Source organism: Rhizobium johnstonii 3841 (assembly GCF_000009265.1).
GTDB lineage: Bacteria > Pseudomonadota > Alphaproteobacteria > Rhizobiales > Rhizobiaceae > Rhizobium > Rhizobium acaciae.
In genome coordinates this window covers 306,741-323,311 of the sequence record NC_008378.1, presented here as the reverse complement: position 1 = coordinate 323,311, position 16,571 = coordinate 306,741, and the positions used below count along the sequence as shown (strand labels likewise).

Genomic DNA, 16,571 nt, shown 5'->3' with positions numbered 1-16,571 from the left:
CCATGCGCTTTGAAAAGCATCAAAATTCGTGCGCATTGATGCCTTTTCGGCATCTGTCGGAAAGCTGAAAATAATTTGTGCGCTCTGCGCAAAATTTATGCATCGGAGAGACCATGCTGCACTCCAGACGCCTTCTCTACATCAACGAGATTGCCCGTTGTGGTTCGATCCGCAAGGCGGCCGCGCGCCTCAATGTTGCGTCATCGGCGGTCAACAGGCAGATTTTGGCGCTGGAGGAGGAGATCGGGGCGCCGCTTTTCGAGCGGCTGCCGCGTGGCTTGCGGCTGACGGCTGCCGGCGAACTCTGCATCGAGCATATCCGGGACGTGCTGAAGAATTACGAGCGTCTGGAAGGGCGCATCCGCAGCCTCAAGATGCAGCAGGCAGGCAAGGTGCGCATGGTGACCACCGTTGGGCTTGCCGCCGGACCGCTGCCCGAAATCATCGCGCGCTTTCTTTCAGAACATCCGCGCGTTTTCGTCCAGCTGCGCAACGACACCGGCGGCACGACGGCCAGCCCCGTTGTATCAGGCGAGGTGGATATCGGTCTTGGCTTCAACATCCCCGCCATGCCCGGCATCCGCACGCTCGGAAATTTCGATATCCCGATCGGTGTCGTGCTGCCGCCGGGGCATCACCTGATCGGTCCCGGGCCGATCAACCTCGCCGATGTCACCCAGGAAAAACTGGTTCTGGCGCAGCCGGGCACCAGCCTGCGCGAGGTGATCAACCTTGCTTTTGCGCGCCTGCCCATCTCGGTCGAGCCGGTGCTGGAAACCAATGCATCGGAGATGCTGAAACAGCTCGTCAAATGCGGCACGGGGCTGACGCTGCTCAATCCGCTTGACGTCATCACCGAATGCCGGCGCGGTGAACTCGTCTTCCGGCCGATCGCCGAGCCGCATGCGCGTTACCAGCAGATGAAACTGTTTGCCCGCGCCCGTGCGCCGCTCGACGCGGCCACCAGCCTTTTCGTCGAATATCTGCTCGCTGAACTGCTCGGCCTGGTGCAGGAATTGCAGGCCAAGGGTCATATCCCACCGGATGTGAAACCGGCGGCTGAACCTATTTCACATAGAGATTCGAAAGCGGATAGGCCTTGAGGTCCCGGAGCAGCTCGACGAACCCCTTGACTTGATGGCGGCAGATCGCCTCGCCCTTTTCGGCAGTGGCAATCGAGGCATCGCCGACCACGCCGAAGGGATTGAGGTCATGCGCAATCCAGGCGAGCGAATGCGGCGGCAGAGGCTGAAGAAATCTGGATTGCTCCCGCATCCTTTCGGCCTTCGAGGCAAAGTTCTGGGCCTTGTCCATCCGCACCAGTTCGGGGCGGAAATGCAGCATCAACGACGTCTCGACATCGCCGCCGTGGATGCCGTATTTGCTCTCGTGATCGCTGACCATGCCTTCCGGGTGGCCGAAACGGCCCCATTGCGTGGAGACCACCGCCATTTGATAGTGCACGCGCAGTTCGCGCGCGACGATGCTCATGATGTCGACATTGCCGCCGTGGGAATTGACGATCACCATCTTCCGCAGCCCGGCTTCGGCAACCTTTGCGCCGATCGCCGTCCAGACGGGGATGAGCAGCTCGGCACCGAGCGACAGCGTGCCGGGGCCGTAGATGTGTTCGTTGGCCTTGCCGATCTCCTGTGTCGGAAGGACCAGCATGTCCAGATCCTCCGGCCGCTGCCTCTTCAGCTCCGCCAGCATGCCGGTCGCGATGGCGACATCCGTTGCAATCGGCAGATGCGGGCCGTGCTGTTCCGTCGAGGCGATGGGCAGAATAGCAATCGTGGTCTCGGGGGAGAGGCCGGCAAAATCATATGTATTGAGCTCGTTCCAGTAAAACGGCGTGGGCATGCGGTCTTCCCCTTTCGTCACCTGCTTCGATAGGGAGTAGGGAATAATGATGAGCCCGAAAAGCATCATTTTTTGCGCATGGCGCTGCTTTTTTTCGCGCGCATCGGCGGGCGTTGCTCCGCTGGCGCTTCCGCGTCCAAGCCAACTTCATTGATGTTGTGGCTCGCGGCATCTTATGACCGCGGCTCGGGGAATTCATGAGCCAGATCGATAACCGTATGCAACGGAAGGGGTCTAATCAGGAGGCGGAGTTGCACTACCTCAGCAGACGGCGTTGACGCGCGCCTATGTCCAACGAGCAAGGTGGAACAGTTCATGCCAAGCCAGACACAACTGGAACTTTCCCGTCGAGATCTACTTATCTCGTCGGCCGCAACGATTGCGGTCACCGCAGCCGTCGCGCCCGCGGCGGCACAGTCCCCAGGAAATGACATGGCCTATACATCCAAGGTTTCCTTCGCGGTTAACGGTGAGAAGCGCGATCTCGAGGTCGACAACAGAACGTCGCTGCTCGACGCGTTGCGCGAGCACCTACATCTCACAGGCACGAAAAAGGGATGCGACCACGGCCAATGCGGTGCATGCACCGTCATGGTCGACGGCCACCGCATCAATTCCTGCCTGACGCTGGCGGTCATGCACGAAGGCGATCAAATCACCACGATCGAGGGCCTCGGCCAGCCTGAAAACCTTCATCCGATGCAGGCGGCCTTCGTCAAGCATGACGGCTTCCAGTGCGGCTACTGCACGCCGGGACAGATCTGTTCCTCCGTGGCGGTGCTCGAGGAGATCAAGGCGAATATACCGAGCCACGTCACCGGCGATCTTACGGCTCAGGCGGCCGTCACTGCGGCCGAGATCCGCGAACGCATGAGCGGCAATATCTGTCGATGCGGCGCCTATTCCAACATTATCGATGCCATTTCGGAAGTCGCGGGGATTAAAGCATGAGAGCCTTCACTTATGAACGTGCCTCGTCCGTCGAGGCCGCGGCCAAGGCGGCAGCCTCCAATCCTGAAACCAAGTTCATCGCCGGCGGCACCAACCTCCTCGACCTGATGAAGCTCGAGATCGAAACGCCAACGCATCTGATCGATGTCAACGGTGTCGGCCTCGACAAGATCGAACCCACGCCGCAGGGCGGGCTGCGCATCGGCGCCTTGGTCCGCAACACCGATCTTGCAGCTCATGAGACCGTTCGCCGCGACTACAGCCTGATCTCCAGGGCGCTTGTCGCGGGCGCCTCCGGGCAACTGCGCAACAAGGCGACGACGGCCGGCAACCTCCTGCAGCGCACGCGCTGTCCTTATTTCTATGACCCGAACCAGCCGTGCAACAAGCGGCAGCCGGGCAGCGGCTGTTCCGCCATCGGCGGCTTCAGCCGCCAGCATGCCGTCGTCGGCACCAGCGAAGCTTGCATCGCCACTCACCCGAGTGACATGGCCATCGCCATGCGGGCGCTCGATGCTGTTGTGGAAACGGTCAAGGCCGACGGAAGTCGCCGCGCGATTGCGATCGCCGACTTTCATCGGTTGCCCGGCGACACGCCTGATATCGAAACCGTTCTTGAGCGCGGCGAGTTGATCACGGCGGTCCTGCTGCCACCCCCGATCGGCGGCAAGCACATCTATCGCAAGGTGCGAGACCGCGCCTCCTATGCCTTTGCGCTGGTCTCGGTCGGAGCCGTGATCCAGCCGGATGGGACAGGACGTCTCGCCGTCGGCGGCGTCGCCCACAAACCGTGGCGCATCGAGGCCGCCGAAGCCGAGCTGCCGAAAGGCGCGCGGGCGGTGGCAGGCGTGCTTCTTGCCGGCGCGCACCCGACCGAACAGAACCGTTTCAAGGTCGACCTGGTCGAGCGCACGCTCGGCGCGGTCATTGCCGAAGCAAGGGGTTGAGCCATGCAGTTCGATACGCCAGCGACAACCAACCCGATCGACAATCTGAAGGTCGTCGGCCAGCCGATCCACCGCATCGATGGTCAGCTCAAGACGACCGGCCGCGCGATGTACGCCTATGAGTGGCACGATCCGAATATGTCCTACGCCTACGGTTATCCCGTTGGCGCGGCCATCGCCAAGGGCCGCATCACGTCCATGGACGTTTCCGCCGCCAAAAAGGCTCCGGGCGTGCTTGCCGTCGTGACGACGCTCGATATCGGCGAGCGGAAGAAGGGCAGGTTCAACACCGCCAAGCTTTTCGGTGGCGACGAGGTTCAGCACTATCACCAGGCAATCGCGGTCGTCGTCGCCGAGACCTTCGAGCAGGCACGCGCCGCAGCCTCCCTGGTCAAGGTCGACTATGCCGAAGAAAAGGGTGTGTTCGATCTCGGTCAGGCAAAGGATTCAGCCGTCAAGCCGGATGAATCTCAGCAGCCCGATACAGCGGTCGGCGACTTCGAGGCTGCCTTCAGGTCAGCTCCCGTCACTGTCGACGCGTCTTACACGACGCCCGACCAGTCGCATGCGATGATGGAGCCGCACGCATCGATCGCAGCCTGGAACGGCGACGAGGTGACCGTCTGGACCTCCAGCCAGATGATCGACTGGTGGCGCTCCGACCTTGCAACGACGCTCGACATCGACAAGGAGAATATCCACCTCATGTCGCCGTTCATCGGCGGCGGCTTCGGCGGCAAGCTGTTCCTGCGGGCGGATGCCGTGCTGGCCGTTGTCGGTGCGCGTGCGGTCAAGCGGCCCGTCAAGGTCGCCTTGCCTCGCCCCCTCCTGATAAACAACACCACCCATCGGCCGGCGACGATCCAGCGGATCCGCATTGGAACCGAGCGTGACGGCAAGATCACTGCCATTGCGCACGAAAGCTGGTCCGGCGACCTTCCGGGCGGCGGACTGGAGACCGCCGTCAACCAGACGCGGCTCCTCTATGCGGGTGCAAACCGGATGACCGCAATGCGTCTTGCGACGCTTCATCTCCCGGAGGGCAATGCCATGCGCGCTCCGGGCGAAGCCCCCGGACTGATGGCGCTCGAAATCGCCATCGACGAGATTGCCGAAAAAGTTGGGATCGATCCTGTACAATTTCGGATCGTCAACGACACGCAGGTCGATCCGGAAAAGCCGCAGCGGCCTTTTTCCCAGCGCAATCTCGTCGGCTGCCTCACACTAGGTGCGGAGCGGTTTGGCTGGCGTGAAAGAGGAAAGCCGGGTTCCAGACGGGATGGCAGCTGGCTGGTCGGCATGGGCGTCGCCGTTGCCTTCCGCAACAACCTCGTCCTTCCCTCCGGAGCCCGGGTAAAGCTCGACCGGGAAGGCGTCGTGACTGTGGAAACCGACATGACCGACATCGGAACCGGCAGCTACACGATCATCGCCCAGACGGCGGCCGAGATGATGGGGGTCACGATCGACAAGGTCGCCGTCCAACTCGGCGACTCGCGTTTTCCGGTTTCTGCGGGTTCCGGCGGACAGTTCGGTGCGAACTCTTCCACGTCTGGCGTCTACGCAGCCTGTGTCAAGCTGCGTGAGGCCATCGCCAAGAAGCTCGGCTTCAACTCCGAAGACATCGTCTTCGAGAATGGCGAGGTCCGCTCGGGCAATCGTTCGGTGCCTCTTGCCGAAGCCGCCGGTCCGGATGGCCTTGTCGGCGAAGACACCATCAAGTGGGGCGAGCTCACCGAAACGCATCAGCAATCGACATTCGGCGCGCACTTCGTCGAGGTTGGCGTCGACATTGCCACTGGGGAAAGCCGGATCCGCAGGATGCTCGCAGTCTGTGCGGCGGGAAGAATCCTTAATCCGATCACCGCCCGAAGCCAGGTCATCGGCGCGATGACGATGGGGGCGGGCGGCGCGCTGTCCGAGGAATTGGCGGTCGACACCCGTCGCGGCTTCTTCGTCAACCACGATCTCGCCAGCTATGAAGTGGCGGTGCATGCCGACATTCCGCACCAGGAGGTGATCTTCATGGACGAGACCGATCCGATGTCCTCGCCGATGAAGGCAAAGGGCGTCGGCGAGCTTGGCCTTTGCGGCGTCGCGGCAGCAATCGCCAACGCCGTCTATAACGCGACCGGCGTCAGGGTCCGGCACTATCCGCTGACACTTGACAAGCTCATCGGTGGCTTGCCGGATGTGGCCTGATTATTTCGGCGGTGGTCTCGAAAGCGGACCCCCGTCACTTCCTGTAGGATTTCCGATGGATCAGACACTTGCGCCCATCACGGCGCCAATTCCCGTCAGGGCCGCGTCCACCGACGATCCGGCGGAACTGCTTCGCTTCGCGATAGACGCCCATGGTCTCGGCGCGGCGGCACTTGCCACCCTCGTCGAAATCCGGGGCGGAGCGGCGCGGGCGCTCGGCGCTCATATGGCCGTTGCAGCAGACGGGCGGTTCTGCGGCTATGTCTCCGGCGGATGCGTCGAAGCCGCCGTCGCTTCCGAAGCACTTCTGGCAATGGCGGAAGGACGGGACCGCACGGTCAAGTTCGGCGACGGCTCTCCCTTCTTCGACATTGTCCTTCCCTGCGGCGGCGGGATCGCTGTTGCAATCCATGTCCTCAAAGATGTCGGAGCTTTGCAGCATGTTCTTGATCGTCTCGAACGCAGGCAGGCAGCCGGCCTTGCATATTCGCCGGAGCGGCAGACGCTCGAAGCGGTAGACCCACTGCCACGGGCGTGCTGGCACGAGCGAGATTTTCTGACCGTCTACCGTCCCCGTACCCGCATTGTCCTTTCCGGGCGGACCATCGAAGCGCAGGCCGTCGCACGACTGGCCGAGGCTTCCGCCTACGACGTGATCGTCAGGGGGCAGGACGAGGGGGCCAAGGTCGCAGCCGACATCATCGACCCCTTCACGGCCGTCGTGCTCCTGCATCATGACCTCGACGCCGAAGCCGCCATTCTCGAGACCGCGCTTCACTCACCCGCCTTTTATATCGGCGCGCTCGGCAGCACCCGGACGCATCATCGGCGTGTCGAGCGGTTGACAGCCATGGCTTTCGGAAAGGATGATATCGGTCGCATCAAGGCGCCCATCGGGATGTTCGGCCCGACGCGAGATGCAACCTCGCTCGCCCTGTCTGTTCTGGCGGATGTCGCCGCGGCAAGACTGGTGGCTTATGCGTGAGGCGTCAGTCGCGATCGTCATTCTCGCTGCCGGCAAGGCAAGCCGGATGGGTGAGGGTGGGAGGCACAAGCTGCTGGCCGAATTCGACGGCGTGCCGCTCGTGCGGCGGTCGGCATTGACCGCACTCGCTGCGGATGCAGCCTCCGTTATTGTCGTCACGGGCCATCGCAGGAGCGAGATCGAGGCCGCGCTCGATGGGCTCGCTCTGACTTTCATCGATAATCCCGATTACGCCAGCGGCATGGCGAGCTCGCTCAAAGCAGGATTCTCATCGAGGGACGCTGACAGCGCCGAAGGCATTCTCGTCATGCTGGCCGATATGCCCGGCATTTCCACGGCGCATCTCGATGCTCTGATTTCCGCCTTTCGCAACGCCGGCGGCGAGGCCGTCGTGCGCGCCGTCTCACACGGCAAACCCGGCAATCCCATTATCCTGCCACGTTCTCTCAATCAGGCAGTCCTTAGACTTGAAGGCGATGTCGGCGCCCGTGATATCATCGCCACATCAGCCCTGCCCGTGCGCGATGTCGATGTTGGCGACGCGGCCCTGCTCGACCTCGACACGCAGGAAGAGGTATTGGCCGCTGGTGGCGCAATGAACTAACCCGCGGAAAATACAGTGGGATGAGGAAGATTTGATGAAACGGTTCGAGCTGGATTCTCCGCGGCTTTGAATTCGCCACTCTCAGCCGCGGATATGCCAAGCCGTCATTCTGCAGCCGATGTATCAACGCACCGACCTGAATGCCTCTCGCAGTTCCTCAGCGAAAAGCTGGGGCTGTTCCCAGGCGGCGAAGTGACCGCCCATATCGACACGGTGGTAGTAATGCAGCGTGGGGTAGGCCTCCTTGCTCCAACTCTCCGGCGCCTGGTAGATCTCCTTTGGGAATACGCTGATTGCCACCGGGATCTTGATCTCTTTGGTCTTCTGCGCGTCTGAGCTGAAGTTGTTGTTGTTGTTCTCCCAATAGAACCGCGACGAGGATGCCCCCGTGTTGGTCAGCCAGTACAATGTGATGTCATTCAGCATTTCGTCCTTGGAAAAAACGCGCTCGGGAATGCCCTCGCTGTCGCTCCATTGAGCAAATTTTTCGTAGATCCAGGCAGCCAGTCCCGACGGTGAGTCGGAAAGCGAGTAGCCGATCGTCTGCGGACGCGTCACCATCACGGCCCCGTAGGCCGCATTCCGGCCGAAGAAGGTGCTCAACGATTCATAGGCATCCCGCTCGAGCGCCGACAGTCCCGCAGGAGCCGGGTCTCCACTGTTGATCGCCTTGGTGAGATTGCCCGGAACGGTCGCCGGCATGTTGAGATGGATACCAAGCAGGCCCTTCGGTGCCTGGCGCGCCAGCGCGTCGGAGATAACGGAACCATGGTCGCCACCCTGGGAAACGTAGTGCGCATAGCCGAGCCGCTTCATCAGGATGTCCCATGCCCGCGCAACGCGGTCGGGGCCCCAGCCAAGCTCCGTCGGCTTACCCGAAAAGCCGTAGCCGGGGATGGAAGGAATGACCACGTCAAATGCGTCCTCCGCTTTACCGCCATAAGCAGTCGGATCGGTAAGAGGGCCGATCGCCTTGATGAACTCGAAGGTCGAACCCGGCCAACCATGGGTCAGAATGACCGGAAGGGCGTTGGGATGACGCGATCGCACATGGATGAACTGGATATCGACCCCGTCGATCGTCGTGATGAATTCCGGAAGTGCATTGAGCTCCGCCTCGGCTTTGCGCCAATCGTAATCAGTGCCCCAGTAACGGACCAGATCCTGGACGCGCGAAAGCTGGATGCCTTGCGAGGTGTCGCTCACGGTTTCCTTATCTGGCCAACGCGCTTCGGCAATGCGCTTGCGCAGATCGTCAAGCTGTGACTGCGGAACGTGGATCTGGAACGGGCGGATCGTTTCGTCGGCCTCGATCGGCGTCGCCGGCCCGTCCGATGTGACGTCGGCGGCACTCGCTGGCACAAGGTAACCGGCTGGGAACAGCAACATCGGTCCAACCGCCATCACCATTGCTCCGCGGGCAAGCCGGCGCCAGGCGAGAATATTGTCAAACTTCTTCATGAGGCACTCCATGTTCTTGTCGCCCGAGGCGACATTTCGTGACGGAGTGATGTCTGACGGGTCTGCGTATCTGGCATGTTTCAGGAAATGCCAAAAACGTATCAGAGTGTGGAGTGGCGGCTAGAGAGGGGCGGGAACGCGATCGTCGAGGACCGACCCCCACGGCGCCTGAATAGAAAATCAAACACCTCGTTGCTGCCTGCGGAGGCTGCCCAGCATAGCCTTGAACCCCGCAACCGCCCGCTTCGAAACCGCCTCCGGATTCTCGGCATTGGCGATCCAAAGCGCCATATGGCTGCTGGCGCCATTGATAAGGCGAGCGGCGGTTTCGGTGTCGATGTCGATAATCTCGCCATCGGCCTTGAGACGGTCGAGGCTGCGGGAGAGGGCGGCGATACAGCCGGGGGTGTTCTGCCATTGCGAGATGTCGCCGAGTACAGCCGGGCCATCGCGAAACATGATACGCTGGATTTCGGGCTCAAGCGCCATTTCGATATAAGCGGAGCACTCGTCGACAAAGCCCTGCCAGCGCGTCGGAGCGGCGGCCGAGACCTCGTTCAGCCGTTCCGTCATTTCCGCGTCGATTTCGATGATGACGGCCTGGAGCAGGCCTCTCTTGTCACCGAAGTGGTGATAGAGGGCCCCTCGCGTCAGTCCCGCTTCGCCGGTGAAATCGTCCATCGACGCTTCCGCGTAGCCGATCGTGCCAAAGGCGCGCCGCCCGGCTGCGATAAGCTTGCCGCGGGTCTCTGCGATCATCTCCTGGCGCGGTTTGCGCATGGCTTCTCCATTGGCATACGCCGCGTATCTTTTTTCATTGACATACGTGACGTATGCATTATCTAAACACATACGCTCCGTATATGAGTGTTCTATCCGATAGCTGGAAGGGTCGTCCCATGTCAAATCCGTATAAACAAATATTCGCGGCACCTGGGGCCAAGGGCTTCTCCGCAGCCGGCTTTTTCGCACGCCTTCCCATCGCCATGGCGCCGATCGGCATCGTTGCCATGCTCTCCCAGGCACATGGCGAATATTGGCTGGCGGGCGCCGTGTCGGCGACCTATGCGCTCACCAATGCGGTGATCTCGCCGCAGATTTCGCGAGCGGTCGACCGGCTGGGCCAGACGGCAGTCGTCGTTCCCACAACCATCGTATCCGTGCTGGCGTTTATCGCGCTGATCGCCGCGACCAACCAGAACTGGCCGGTGTGGACACTCTTTGCCTCAGCCTTCCTCGCGGCAGCCATGCCAAGCATTCCGGCGCTGATGCGGGCGCGCTGGACGGAGCTCTTTCGCAACCGGCCCGAGCTCAACACCGCCTTCGCGTTCGAAAGTGCCGCGGACGAACTGGTCTATATCGCCGGCGCCTCGCTGTCGGTCGGGCTGGCCGTCGCCCTATTCCCGGAAGCCGGCATGATGGTGAGCACAGCTTTTCTGGCGCTCGGGACGGCCGCCTTCATCGTGCAGCGCGGCACCGAGCCGAAGGTGCGTCATGTCGCCGGCGCGGCTGCGGTTGGCTCCGCCATCCGCCAGCGTCCGGTGCAGATCATCACGCTCGCGCTGATCTTCGTCGGCGCGATCTTCGCAACCGCTGAAGTGAGTGTTGTCGCCATCACCAAGGAGCTTGGTCAGCCGAATGCGGCAAGCCTGGTGATCGGTGTCTATGCCCTCGGTTCCTTCCTAGTGGGTCTGACCCTCGGCGCGCTTAATCTGCGTATCCCCCTGCATCGTCAGCTGCTGATCGCTGTTGCGATCCTCGCACTGACCTCGCTGCCGCTGCTCGTCGCCGGCAGCTCGGTAACCCTGCTTGCTGTCGCCGTCTTCGTCAGCGGCATCGCGATCTCGCCGACATTTATAACGGCCTTCGGACTGATCGAGCGTCGCGTGCCGGAATCGGTGCTGACGGAAGGCGTCACCTGGGTGATGACCGGCATCGGCATCGGCATGGCGCTCGGCGCCTTCGTCACGGGCTGGGTCGTCGACAGCTACGGTCCCCAGAGCGGATTCTGGGTGTCAGCGGCGGCCGGGGCCGCGACCGTCCTTATCATTGCGCTCGGTCAGCGCACCCTCTCGGGAGAGTGCACCGGCGGGGAAGATTGCGCCATGCTGGAGCCGGCGCAGTAGCAGGGCGGGCGGTAGACAGGAACGAAGCAGGAGGGTTCACCGGCCAACGGTTCGAAAGCGTTCAAGGCGGAAGGCAGTGGGTTAAGCCGCTTTTCGGGAGAACTCACGAGCTAAGTCGAGAAATGCTCTGACGCCAGCCGATAGATTTCGGCGTCCAGGATAGTAGAGGCACAGGCCTGGATAGGGCGGCGTCCAATCTTCTAGAACACGAGCAACGCGCCCCGCCTCTATGTCCGAGAGAATGTCTTGTTCAAAGAGGTAGCCCACGCCGGCGTTTTCAAGCACGGCAGTCCGCGTAAGGCTGGCCTCATCGAGTGCGATTGGCCCCCGCACGTCTATCTGCACCGGCTCGCCGTCTTTTTCGAACCGCCATCGAAACAAGGAGCCGTCAGGCAGCCGCACGCGGATGCATCGGTGATTGAGAAGATCCGGAGGCACCATGGGCCTACCGTGCTTCTTGAAATACTCAGGAGACCCGACGACAGCGTGTCGCTGAGGCCGCCCGAGCGAAACGGCAATCATGTCGGTGGGAACGAGGCCTTCAACCCTGACGCCCAGATCGAACCCCTCCTTGACGATATCGACCATTTTCCCCTCGGTAACGATATCGACATTCATGTCGGGATAGCGGCGCAGGAACTCCAGCACGAGCGGTGAGATGATGGCGCGCGCCGCAAACGGCGCTGCGTTGATCCGTATTGTTCCGGAAGGAGTCTCGCGGTGGGAGCGTACCAGATCCAGAGCAGCATGGAGATCCTGAAGCGTAGGCCCTACCTGCTGCACAAACAGCCTGCCGGCATCAGTCAGCGACACGCTGCGTGTGGTGCGGTTGAACAGTCGCACGCCGAGCCCGGCCTCAAGCCTGCCTATGGTGTGGCTGAGCGCGGTGGTCGACATGCCGAGATCGATGGCTGCTGCGCGGAATGTCCCGCGCCGGGCAATCGCAATGGCCGCTTCGAGTTCCTTCAAGCTGGCGTGTTCCATTGTCCCGATCCGTTCAATACCGAATTCCGGTTTATCCCACTTATCTATGCAATGGTCGAGCGCTAACTATCGGGGCAGATCATGAGGAGAAACAGGATGGATTTGCCCCATATCGTAAACATGTATTTTGACGCCGACAGTCGCAATGATGCCGATGCGCTGGTGAAGACCCTCGCGGTCGATGCCGTGGTCGAAGATGAGAACGCTCGCCATCAGGGCGCCGTCGCAATCCGCGACTGGTGGGTGGCTGCGAAGAAGGCGACCCAATACCGTGCCGAACCCGTGGAATCCGCGGTTGACGGCGACAAGGCACTCGTCCGGGCGAGGGTGAGCGGCCAGTTTCCCGGTAGCCCGGTGATGCTCACCCACGCCTTCACCATCAAGGACGACAGGATTGTCAGGCTGGAGATATTATAATGGCCGACTTTCTCAACCTGAGAGGCAAACGGGCCCTCATTACGGCTGGAACCAAAGGTACTGGTGCCGCGACCGTCAGACTGTTTCGGGAGCTCGGCGCGCAGGTGCTGACAGCCGCTCGGGCCTGTCCGGACAGCCTGTCGGAAGACCTGTTCGTCGAGGCGGACCTGACCACCGAAGGGGGATGTGCAATCGTCGCAGAGGCCACACGGCGGCGCCTTGGCGGCGTCGACGTCATCGTCCATATGCTGGGTGGCTCTTCAGCGGCCGGAGGTGGATTTTCTGCACTGTCGGAAGACGACTGGCATAAGGAGCTGTCGCTCAACCTTTTTCCAGCCGTTCGCCTGGATCGGCAACTGGTTCCGGACATGGTCGCTCAAGGAAACGGTGTGGTGGTGCATGTGACATCCATCCAGAGAGTCCTGCCGCTTCCGGAATCGACGACGGCCTATGCTGCGGCGAAGGCAGCGCTTTCCACTTACAGCAAGGCGATGTCGAAGGAAGTTTCGCCCAAAGGTGTTCGTGTCGTTCGGGTGTCGCCAGGCTGGATCGAAACGGAAGCTTCGGTCCACCTTGCAGAGCGCCTGGCGAAGCAGGCCGGAACAGACCTCGAGGGGGGCAAAAAGATCATCATGGACGGGCTGGGCGGCATTCCGCTGGGGCGTCCGGCAAAGCCGGAAGAGGTCGCAAACCTGATTGCCTTCCTCGCCTCGGACCGGGCTGCGTCGATCACCGGTACCGAATATACAATCGATGGGGGGACAGTGCCAACAGCTTAGGCGCCGACATACACGGCAAATCAGGCGGGTGCGTCCCAGCCGCCGATCTGGGAATAGATCGCGTTGCGGAGATGGCGGACGTCGCGGTTCAGAGCGCCCAATTCCTGTGGCGTCTGGGTCGAAGCTGCAAGCAAGGTGTCGCTGAGACAACCAGCCTTGTGCTGTAATGCCCTGCCTTCGTCGGTCAACGCAATCAACACCTGGCGCTCGTTGCTCAGGTTTCTGGTCCTACGCAGCAGGCCGGATACCTCAAGGCGCTTTAGAAGCGGCGTCAGCGTGCTGGATTCCAGGGCAAGGGCATTGGCAATGGCGCCCACCGTCTGCCCATCCTCGCCCCACAGCACGTTGAGCACGAGGTACTGCGGGTACGTCAGGCCCAACTCATCGAGAAGGGGCTTGTAAGCACGCTGGATGGCAATACCAGCAGTGTAAATTGCGTAGCACAATTGGTCGTGCAGAGGGGGCGGGTCGTTATGGCGTGCGGTCATTGTGAGCTCCTGTAGACTCCATATAGCCCATGCTAGAGAGAAATTAAATATCGCGATAAGAATTATCTTGACGCGCAATCCAAAGTCTGCGAGCTTACATATATCGCGATAATAGTTATCGCAGTTAACGAGGAGATAGCCATGACACGCAAGACCACGACCACCGTAGCCGCAATTGCTGCTGCAGCCTCACTGTCCGCTGCCGCATTGCCGGCGAACGCAGCGGACACCATCTCTCAAGACCAGTCGGTCAGAAACGTTGTGCTTGTCCACGGCGCCTTTGCGGACGGTTCTGGCTGGAAGGGTGTTTACGACAATCTCACCAAGCGCGGCTATCGCGTTACGATCGTCCAGAACCCGCTGACCTCCCTCGAAGACGACGTTGCCGCCACCAAACGTGCGCTGGAACGGCAGGATGGTCCGGTCATTCTCGTTGGACATTCCTGGGGCGGCACGGTCATCACGGAAGCGGGCATCGACGCAAAGGTTGCTGGCCTCGTCTATGTTTCTGCTCTGTCCCCCGATGCCGGCGAGACAACGGCACAGCAATACCAAGGATTTGCTCCTGCATCGGAATTCGTCATTGAGACCACGAAAGATGGCTTTGGATATGTCAGCCCGGAAAAGTTCAAGGCTGGCTTTGCTCATGACGTCAGCGATGCGGATGTTGCATTCATGAGGGATGCGCAGGTCCCGATCAACATGTCGGCGTTCGGCACGAAGTTGGAAAATGCTGCATGGCGCACCAAGCCGAGCTGGGCCGTCATCGCTACCGAAGACAAGGCATTCGATCAGGCGATGCTGATCCACATGGCAGAGCGCATCAAGGCGAAGATCACCAAGGTTTCGGCGAGCCACGCCCTGTTCATGACGCAGCCGAAAGTCGTGGCGGATACCATTGATGAGGCCGCCAAGGCTGTCTCGGCGAAGAAGCAATGACGGACGCAGCCTCATCGGGACAGCCCGCACTGTCCCGATGACGACGAGCAGGGCCTCGAACCAGGCGCGGTAGCGGCAGAGCAAGTAAATGCCGCACGATCGCTGAATTAGAACTATTGCGCGGCTTCGCCGTGAAATCCCCAGCACTTTCGCAATTTCTTTCAATCCATTCACGGAGGTAGTCACGTGAAGCTGAATAGTCATGACCAAAATGCACCCGAAAATCCGCCTATTCCTCAGCACGAGGTCGGTGATGTTTTCGACTTCATCGTCTGCGGCGCCGGGTCCAGCGGCTCCGTTGTCGCTGCGCGACTGGCAGAGGATGGGAACGCGAGCGTTCTGCTGCTCGAGGCGGGTGGGGACGATGCGGCCGAAACCGTTACGAACCCTGCGCAGTGGCCGCTCAATCTCGGCTCGAGCCGCGACTGGGGCTTTGTTGGACAACCGACCCCCGGCCTGGACGGACGACGTCTTCCTCTCAGCATGGGCAAGGGGCTCGGTGGCGGTTCGAGCATCAATGTCATGGTGTGGGCCAGAGGACACAAGGGGGACTGGGACCACTTTGCCGCTGAAGCCGGCGATGACGCGTGGGGCTACCAGTCGATCCTCGGCTACTATCGCCGGATCGAAGACTGGCACGGCGCTCCGGACCCAACGCGTCGCGGCGTGGGAGGACCGGTCTACGTAGCGCAGCCGCAGGCGCCCCAACCGATCGCAGAGGCCCTGTTGCGTGCGGCATCCACTATCGGCATTCCCGTCTACGATAGCTCGAACGGTGAAATGATGGAGGGGCCAGGAGGGGCATCGATCGCTGAACTGCGGATCCGCGATGGCAAGCGGGAATCCGTGTTCGGATCGTATGTCCGTCCGCTCATGTCGCGGCCGAACCTGACGGTGCTGACCGACGCACTGGTCACGCGGCTCATCTTCGATGGCAAGCGCGTGACGGGGATCGAGGCTCTCGTCGGTGATCAACGACGTCAATTCATTGCGCGTTGCGAAACGGTACTGTCGCTCGGCGCGATCAACACACCGAAAGTGTTGATGCAGTCGGGCATAGGGCCGGAAGATGATCTGCAAGCCCACGGCATTCCCGTGGTTCAACATTTACCTGGCGTTGGGCGCAATCATCAGGATCACCTCGCATTCGGCAGCACCTGGGCATATCGAAAACCAGAAGCCGTCGGTGGCAGTGGCTGCGAAGCAAAACTCTACTGGAAAAGCGACGCGCGTCTCGCCCAGCCGGACATTCTTCAGTGCCAGCTGGAGTTCGCCGTGCCGTCGCCCTTCGAGACGGGTCTCGAAACGCCGGAACATGGCTGGACGATGTTTAACGGCCTCGCCCAGCCGAAAAGCCGTGGTTGGCTTCGGCTCTCCGGCCCCAACGCAAGTGACCCTATCCTCATCGAACCCAATTCGTTGAGCGAACCAGAAGACATGGCTGCTGCCCTGGCCGCGGTGGAGCTATGCCGGGAATTGGGAAATAGCGACGCTTTCAAGCCGTTGGTAACGGCCGAGACTGCTCCGGGCGCGCGCAACAGATCAGGGATGATCGACTTTATCCGGCGTTCGGCGGTCACCTACTGGCATCAATCCTGCACAGCCAAGATGGGACGCGACAGCATGTCGGTGGTCGATAACGAGCTCAAAGTGTACGGTATTGATGGCCTTCGCATCGCAGACTCCTCGATCATGCCTCGCATCACCACCGGCAACACGATGGCGCCCTGTGTTGTCATCGGAGAGCGGGCGGCCGATCTGATCCGGGAAATGCATGGTCTTACGGACTCGAGCGGAGGGTTCAATCAGCCTATATGATGAAGAG

General features: G+C 61.2%; 16 protein-coding genes. 11 read left to right on the top strand and 5 right to left on the bottom strand.

What is annotated here, in order from left to right; translation table 11 throughout:
- Positions 1–113 precede the first annotated feature (113 nt).
- Positions 114–1,103 carry a LysR family transcriptional regulator gene (locus RL_RS34445; RefSeq protein ID WP_011649078.1) on the top strand — a complete coding sequence of 330 codons (990 nt, stop codon included), beginning with the start codon at positions 114–116 and terminating at the stop codon, positions 1,101–1,103.
- Here the strand turns inward: RL_RS34445 and RL_RS34440 are convergent.
- Complete coding sequence (locus RL_RS34440) at positions 1,066–1,932, bottom strand: creatininase family protein (protein ID WP_173364464.1); 867 nt, start codon at positions 1,930–1,932, stop codon at positions 1,066–1,068. The genes RL_RS34445 and RL_RS34440 overlap by 38 nt on opposite strands.
- 234 nt (positions 1,933–2,166) lie before the next feature.
- On the opposite strand from RL_RS34440, the gene paoA reads away from it, so the two are divergent.
- Genes paoA through RL_RS34415 form a run of 5 tightly spaced genes read left to right on the top strand, consistent with a single transcriptional unit; the run spans position 2,167 to position 7,552 of the window.
- Positions 2,167–2,814 carry an aldehyde dehydrogenase iron-sulfur subunit PaoA gene (gene paoA / locus RL_RS34435; RefSeq protein ID WP_011649076.1) on the top strand — a complete coding sequence of 216 codons (648 nt, stop codon included), beginning with the start codon at positions 2,167–2,169 and terminating at the stop codon, positions 2,812–2,814.
- Positions 2,811–3,761, top strand: coding sequence for an FAD binding domain-containing protein (locus tag RL_RS34430; protein WP_011649075.1), 951 nt, complete (start codon positions 2,811–2,813; stop codon positions 3,759–3,761). The genes paoA and RL_RS34430 overlap by 4 nt, the downstream gene beginning before the upstream one ends.
- A 3-nt stretch (positions 3,762–3,764) precedes the next feature.
- Positions 3,765–5,963 carry an aldehyde oxidoreductase molybdenum-binding subunit PaoC gene (paoC, locus tag RL_RS34425; RefSeq protein WP_011649074.1) on the top strand — a complete coding sequence of 733 codons (2,199 nt, stop codon included), beginning with the start codon at positions 3,765–3,767 and terminating at the stop codon, positions 5,961–5,963.
- Between the two features lie 55 nt (positions 5,964–6,018).
- Complete coding sequence (locus RL_RS34420; RefSeq protein ID WP_011649073.1) at positions 6,019–6,948, top strand: XdhC family protein; 930 nt, start codon at positions 6,019–6,021, stop codon at positions 6,946–6,948.
- The gene (locus RL_RS34415) at positions 6,941–7,552 is read left to right on the top strand and encodes a nucleotidyltransferase family protein (protein ID WP_041936991.1); all 612 of its coding nucleotides are present in this window, start codon (positions 6,941–6,943) and stop codon (positions 7,550–7,552) included. The genes RL_RS34420 and RL_RS34415 overlap by 8 nt, the downstream gene beginning before the upstream one ends.
- 123 nt (positions 7,553–7,675) lie before the next feature.
- Here RL_RS34415 and RL_RS34410 read toward each other — a convergent pair whose 3' ends face one another.
- Positions 7,676–9,013: an epoxide hydrolase family protein gene (locus tag RL_RS34410; RefSeq protein ID WP_011649071.1), complete on the bottom strand. Its 1,338-nt coding sequence runs from the start codon at positions 9,011–9,013 to the stop codon at positions 7,676–7,678.
- 180 nt (positions 9,014–9,193) lie between these two features.
- Complete coding sequence (locus RL_RS34405; protein WP_011649070.1) at positions 9,194–9,793, bottom strand: TetR/AcrR family transcriptional regulator; 600 nt, start codon at positions 9,791–9,793, stop codon at positions 9,194–9,196.
- A gap of 119 nt (positions 9,794–9,912) precedes the next feature.
- Between RL_RS34405 and RL_RS34400 the strand changes: the two genes are divergently transcribed.
- Positions 9,913–11,139, top strand: a complete 1,227-nt coding sequence (locus RL_RS34400; protein ID WP_011649069.1) for an MFS transporter — start codon at positions 9,913–9,915, stop codon at positions 11,137–11,139.
- 81 nt (positions 11,140–11,220) lie between these two features.
- Here RL_RS34400 and RL_RS34395 read toward each other — a convergent pair whose 3' ends face one another.
- On the bottom strand, positions 11,221–12,123 hold the full coding sequence (locus RL_RS34395) for a LysR family transcriptional regulator (RefSeq protein ID WP_011649068.1): 903 nt from the start codon (positions 12,121–12,123) through the stop codon (positions 11,221–11,223).
- Between the two features lie 96 nt (positions 12,124–12,219).
- Here RL_RS34395 and RL_RS34390 point away from each other — a divergent pair, with 96 nt between their 5' ends.
- Positions 12,220–12,540: a nuclear transport factor 2 family protein gene (locus tag RL_RS34390; RefSeq protein WP_011649067.1), complete on the top strand. Its 321-nt coding sequence runs from the start codon at positions 12,220–12,222 to the stop codon at positions 12,538–12,540.
- Positions 12,540–13,319: an SDR family oxidoreductase gene (locus RL_RS34385; protein ID WP_011649066.1), complete on the top strand. Its 780-nt coding sequence runs from the start codon at positions 12,540–12,542 to the stop codon at positions 13,317–13,319. Before RL_RS34390 ends, RL_RS34385 begins: the two co-directional genes overlap by 1 nt.
- Positions 13,320–13,339: 20 nt before the next feature.
- Here the strand turns inward: RL_RS34385 and RL_RS34380 are convergent, their stop codons facing one another.
- Positions 13,340–13,807, bottom strand: coding sequence for a MarR family winged helix-turn-helix transcriptional regulator (locus RL_RS34380; RefSeq protein WP_011649065.1), 468 nt, complete (start codon positions 13,805–13,807; stop codon positions 13,340–13,342).
- Between the two features lie 141 nt (positions 13,808–13,948).
- Here RL_RS34380 and RL_RS34375 point away from each other — a divergent pair, with 141 nt between their 5' ends.
- Positions 13,949–14,746, top strand: a complete 798-nt coding sequence (locus RL_RS34375) for an alpha/beta fold hydrolase (protein ID WP_011649064.1) — start codon at positions 13,949–13,951, stop codon at positions 14,744–14,746.
- A 186-nt stretch (positions 14,747–14,932) separates the two neighbouring features.
- On the top strand, positions 14,933–16,564 hold the full coding sequence (locus tag RL_RS34370; RefSeq protein WP_011649063.1) for a GMC family oxidoreductase: 1,632 nt from the start codon (positions 14,933–14,935) through the stop codon (positions 16,562–16,564).
- The last annotated feature ends 7 nt before the right edge of the window (positions 16,565–16,571 follow it).